Source organism: Flavobacterium sp., assembly GCF_044371705.1.
In the GTDB taxonomy this organism is placed as follows: domain Bacteria; phylum Bacteroidota; class Bacteroidia; order Flavobacteriales; family Flavobacteriaceae; genus Flavobacterium.
In genome coordinates this window covers 1-5,272 of the sequence record NZ_JBILTE010000177.1, presented here as the reverse complement: position 1 = coordinate 5,272, position 5,272 = coordinate 1, and the positions used below count along the sequence as shown (strand labels likewise).

Annotated in this window: 7 protein-coding genes; 3 read left to right on the top strand and 4 right to left on the bottom strand. The window is 35.8% G+C overall.

What is annotated here, in order from left to right; all coding sequences use genetic code 11:
• The coding region (locus ACIQ2S_RS10965) for a proline dehydrogenase family protein (RefSeq protein WP_396175903.1) at positions 1 to 322 on the top strand (322 nt) is incomplete at its 5' end.
• Between the two features lie 63 nt (positions 323 to 385).
• On the opposite strand, the gene ACIQ2S_RS10960 is transcribed toward ACIQ2S_RS10965, so the two are convergent.
• The 4 genes from ACIQ2S_RS10960 to ACIQ2S_RS10945 form a co-directional block, all read right to left on the bottom strand.
• Complete coding sequence (locus ACIQ2S_RS10960) at positions 386 to 781, bottom strand: DUF4258 domain-containing protein (RefSeq protein ID WP_396175901.1); 396 nt, start codon at positions 779 to 781, stop codon at positions 386 to 388.
• A gap of 61 nt (positions 782 to 842) precedes the next feature.
• Positions 843 to 2,036: an alanine dehydrogenase gene (locus ACIQ2S_RS10955; protein WP_396175899.1), complete on the bottom strand. Its 1,194-nt coding sequence runs from the start codon at positions 2,034 to 2,036 to the stop codon at positions 843 to 845.
• Positions 2,037 to 2,131: 95 nt separating this feature from the next.
• Positions 2,132 to 2,533 (bottom strand): tRNA (adenosine(37)-N6)-threonylcarbamoyltransferase complex ATPase subunit type 1 TsaE, encoded by a 402-nt coding sequence (gene tsaE / locus ACIQ2S_RS10950; RefSeq protein WP_396175897.1) that lies wholly within the window; start codon positions 2,531 to 2,533, stop codon positions 2,132 to 2,134.
• Positions 2,534 to 2,604: 71 nt separating this feature from the next.
• On the bottom strand, positions 2,605 to 4,158 hold the full coding sequence (locus ACIQ2S_RS10945) for a response regulator (RefSeq protein WP_396175895.1): 1,554 nt from the start codon (positions 4,156 to 4,158) through the stop codon (positions 2,605 to 2,607).
• Between the two features lie 382 nt (positions 4,159 to 4,540).
• Between ACIQ2S_RS10945 and ACIQ2S_RS10940 the strand changes: the two genes are divergently transcribed.
• Both ACIQ2S_RS10940 and ACIQ2S_RS10935 read left to right on the top strand, forming a co-directional pair.
• The gene (locus ACIQ2S_RS10940; protein ID WP_396175893.1) at positions 4,541 to 4,888 is read left to right on the top strand and encodes a DoxX family protein; all 348 of its coding nucleotides are present in this window, start codon (positions 4,541 to 4,543) and stop codon (positions 4,886 to 4,888) included.
• Complete coding sequence (locus tag ACIQ2S_RS10935; RefSeq protein ID WP_396175891.1) at positions 4,888 to 5,229, top strand: DoxX family protein; 342 nt, start codon at positions 4,888 to 4,890, stop codon at positions 5,227 to 5,229. The genes ACIQ2S_RS10940 and ACIQ2S_RS10935 overlap by 1 nt, the downstream gene beginning before the upstream one ends.
• Positions 5,230 to 5,272 lie beyond the last annotated feature (43 nt).

Here is a 5,272-nt window from a genome sequence, read left to right as displayed (position 1 = left end):
TTTAGATACGATGGCCGTTTTTGCAGGAACACATAACGAATTGAGTTCGTATAAATTGATGGAATTGATGCATGCAAAAGGAATCGCTAAAAACGACTCTAGAATTTGGTTCGGGCAATTGTATGGAATGAGTGATAATATTAGTTTTAATTTGGCTTCGAATGGTTTTAACATTGCGAAATATTTGCCGTTCGGACCAGTACGCGATGTGATGCCTTATTTAATCCGACGTGCGGAAGAAAACACTTCTGTTGCCGGACAAACCAGTCGCGAGTTGATGCTGATAACTAAAGAACGCAAGCGTAGAAAGATTGAGGATTAATCCCATAAAAAAAGCCAATCAAAATTATTCGAGTGGCTTTTTTGTAACTTATTCAAATTGAATTTATTCCACTTTGTATTTCGAAATCCCTTGAAGCACGACTTTTTTGTCATAATTAATTACTTCCAATAAAATAGGCGTTTGATCTGTCGTTTTGCCTTCGACTATATATAATTTACCGGCTCCGACTTTTACATTACTTTTGCTGAAATCAACATCGCCATAAGTTAAGGTATTGCGGATATCGGTGGTGTCTACCCATTTTTCCTGCATTACTTTTGTTGCATTTTCCGAATAGTAAAAAGGTTTGCTTCGAATGTCTTTCAACACTCTGCAATTGGGTAAATAACAAAAGGTAACCCCTCTGGATTCGGCTTTAGCACCTAAAAAGTAAATTAGGAAAATAACTCCTAGTAGTAATCCGAAAAGGAAAAAGGCTAACCGTTGATAGAATTTCATGTTATATTTATTTCAGCGGCAAAAATAGTAACTATTAAACAACTGTCCTAACCAAATGCATTTAAAACACAATCAAATTGATGTCGCTGTTCGGCAAGTCAAACCAATCACCAATGGTTTTATTGGTTAAGATTCCGTGGTAAAAATAAACCCCGTTTTTGAGTCCGCGGTTGCAACGAATGGCACTCTCCAAACCACCGTCTTCTGCAATATTAATCAAATAGGGCGTTAAAATGTTACTTATCGATAACGAAGCTGTTTTGGAATAACGCGAAGGAATATTCGGAACACAATAATGAATTACGTTGCTTTTAATAAATGTCGGTTTTTCATGAGTGGTGATTTCCGAAGTCTCAAAACAACCACCCGTATCAATGCTGACATCCACAATTACAGCTCCTTTTTTCATGTGTTCCACCATGGTTTCAGTCACCAAAACCGGTGTGCGATCTTTTCCGCGAACGGCTCCAATGGCTACATCACAACGTCGGAGAGCTTTTAATAATCCTTTGGGATGAATCGTTGAAGTGAAAATAGGTTGGTTTAAACTGTTTTGTAAACGGCGAAGTTTAGTGATGGAATTGTCAAAAACTTTGACTGATGCTCCCAAACCTAAAGCGGTTCGTGCAGCAAATTCTCCCACCGTTCCGGCTCCGATAATGACTACATCGGTTGGAGCAACGCCTGTAATATTTCCAAACAGTAAACCTTTACCGAATTCCTGATTAATCATCAGTTCAGCAGCAATTAAAATGGAGGCTGTTCCAGCAATTTCGCTTAAAGACTTTACGGCAGGATACGAACCGTCATCGTCTTTGATAAATTCAAAAGCCAAAGCGGTTATTTTCTTTTTTGAAAGAGCTTCAAAATAGGTTCTCTTTCTGGTTTTTAATTGAATGGCTGAAATGATTACGGTTCCTTGATTCATCAACTCGATTTCCACCATAGTAGGTGGTTCTACTTTTAGAATCATCGGACAGCCAAATATTTTCTTTGGATCTTGGGTTATTTCCGCTCCGGCATCGCTGTATTCTTTATCGGAATAGCTAGAACTTTCGCCGGCACCTGCTTCAATTAAAACCCGATGTCCGTGCGAAACCAGCGAATTCACTGCGTCCGGTGTCAAACAAATACGTCGTTCCTGGTAGGAAGTTTCTTTGGGAATCCCGATAAACAATTCACTTTTATGACGGGCAATTTCAAGCTTCTCTTCCTGAGGTAGCAACTGTTGTTTTGAAAACGGCGTTAGTGGCATGAGTTGTCTGTAAATTAAGTCACTAATTTAGGAATTTTTTTGATAAGTAGTCGAGAATTTTAAGAATTCGGTAAACAGCGGTTTTTCTGTAATTGCTAAAACTTCAACTCACGTTTTCCGTCTGCCACAACGGTTAATGTAACAACCAAATGTTCATCAGGAATTAGGTTGGGAATTTTTTCTGCCCATTCGATAAAACACCAATTCCCTGAAAACAAGTAATCGTCTATGCCGAAATCCAACGCTTCAGTTTCGCTTTTTAAACGGTACATATCAAAGTGATAGACTAAACCTTCGGTTGCTTCATATTCGTTAACCAAAGAGAATGTTGGACTTGAAGTTGGCGATTTGACACCTAACGCTACACACAACGCTTTGATGAAAGTCGTTTTTCCGGCACCCATTTCACCGTGAAATAAAACCACTTTTGGTGGATTTGCTGCTAAAAAATAACGTGCAGCCTCGTTAATATGTGCTAAATCAAATGTATGTTGCATAGAGGTATTAAGTATTAAGTATTAAGTATTAAGTATTAAGTATTAAGTATTAAGACTTTTGACTTAGAATCCTATCTTGGATTAAACACTAAAAACGGCACAATCATTTCTTCTAACGAAATACCTCCATGTTGGTAGGTGTTTCGGTAATAGCTGACGTAATGATTGTAATTGTTTACGTATGCCAAGAACAAATCGTTTTTTGCAAAAATAAACGAACTACTCATATTGATGGCAGGTAAACCAATTTTTTTTGGATCTTTTACTGCATACACATCTTTGTCTTCAAAAGTGAGACTTCTGCCTGTTTTATATCTTAAATTTAAACTTGTATTTTTATCACCGATTACTTTCGACGGGTTTTTCACATTGATGGTTCCATGATCGGTGGTTAATATTAAACGGAATCCCAGTTGCTGAGCTAGCTGAATCATCTCCAATAAAGGAGAATTTTTAAACCAACTTGCCGTTAATGAACGATAGGCTTTGTCATTGGAAGCCAATTCTTTCACTACATCCATTTCTGTTTTTGCATGCGAAAGCATATCTACGAAGTTGTATACAATTGTAGTTAAATCGTTATTTTTGAGTCCTTTGAAATTATCTACTAATTTTTTACCATCACGAATGTTTGTAATTTTATAGTATTCACTTTTAATATTTAGTCCCAATCGTTTCAATTGGGCAGCTAAAAATTGATCTTCGTAGAGGTTTTTGCCGCCGTCTTCCACATCATTCTTCCAGAATTGGGGAAATTGTTTTTCCATTTCCAAAGGCGTCAAACCAGAGAAAATTGCATTTCTAGCATACTGCGTTGCTGTGGGAAGCATGGCAAAATAAGCGGTTTCTTTTTCCAGTTTGTAGTGATTGTTTACAATTCCTTCAAAAGCTTTCCATTGATCGTAACGCAAATTATCAATAACAACAAATAAAATAGGTTTGTCTTTTTTAACTAATTCAGGAACCACCAATTCGCGGAATAATTTGTGCGAAAGTACCGGTTTGTGTGCTTTGTCCACAAACCAATCTTCGTAATTTTTCTCAATGAATTTGCCAAATTGCACATTCGCCTCTGTTTTTTGTGACTCTAGTATGGAAATCAGACCTTGGTCTTCGATGGTTTCCAATTCCAGTTCCCAAAAAGTCAGTCGTTTGTACAAATCCACCCAATCTTCAAAGGAGTTAACCATCGCTAAATCCATCGCAATTTTTCGGAACTCTTTTTGATAATCCATTGTGGTTTTTTCATTAATAAGTCGCGAATGGTCCAAGTTCTTTTTTAAACTCAATAAAATCTGATTGGGGTTGACCGGCTTAATCAAATAATCGGCAATTTTAGATCCGATGGCTTCTTCCATCAGGTATTCTTCCTCACTTTTGGTAATCATAATCATCGGAATCGCCGATTTAATTTCTTTCATTTCCGAAAGTGTTTCCAAACCACTCATTCCGGGCATGTTTTCGTCAAGGAATACAATGTCGAAGTTTCCTTTTTCAAAGATATCAATGGCATCTCTTCCGTTGTTACACTTAGTTACGCTATAGTTTTTTTGTTCTAAAAAGAGTATATGTGGTTTAAGTAAATCAATCTCGTCGTCTACCCAAAGTATTTTGATTGGTTCCATCGTGTGCTATTAAATTTCTGCTTGCAAGTTAACAAATCACGAACGCACAAAGTATTAAAGTTATTGTAAATGTTAAAGGAAAGTTGACTGAAATGCACTAGTCACCAAATCTTACTAGTTATATGCTTCGTTAGTATAAAAAATAATATTTTAAGACATAAAAAGAAGCCACTAAAAATTGATTTCAATTAAAACTTGCAATAAAATCAAAATTAGTTCTTGGTAACAGTCGGTAATTTTTTATATATTTGAAGTATTATCAGTTGTGATGCTCATTCTAGATAACTATTGATGCACTGAACTTTATGTGGCTTAGAATTGTACCGTTTAGGCTACAAAAGAGCACTATTGGAGTTACCTAACTAAAATCTAAAACTAAAATATGACAACTTACTCTACAATTGCTCAAATTATCATTGCCTTTTCAATTATCATTGTTTGGGTTTTTCGTTTTCACAACGTCGAGCAAGAATTTAAACAATATCAATTAAGTGATTTAGTTCGCAGTGCTGTTGGTGCAACAAAAATAGCCTTGTCAACCTTATTAATTGTTGGTATTTGGCACCCTGAATTAATACTTATTCCTTCATTATTAATGGCTTTTTTAATGATTTCAGCCCAATATTTTCATTTTAAAGTGAGTAATCCTTGGCACAAACACTTACCTTCATTATTTCTATTGCTGCTTTGTCTTTTTGTTGCTGCTGTATCATTAGAAGTAATTAAATAATGACCGTGCTTAACGTATTGATTTTTTTTTCCAGCTTTTCTTTTTTCATTTACGGATTGGCCTATTTTACTTCAACAAAAATGAAAAGTGAATTTAAACGTTTTGGACTTGAAAAAGTAGGGGCACTCACAGCAGTTTTGGAACTTTTGGGTGCTATTGGTTTGCTGTTAGGTTTAAAATTCCAACCATTGTTACTTTTAGCATCAGGTGGTTTGGCTTTGTTAATGTTTTTTGGCGTTGTTGTTAGAATCAAAATAGGCGATTCGCTTTGGGTTTCTTTACCGGCATTGCTTTTTATGATTATAAATGGCTTTATTTTTTATAGTGCTATATTCACTTAAATAAGCAATAGGTGATTAGATTTACTAATGGGAGTTAACGATT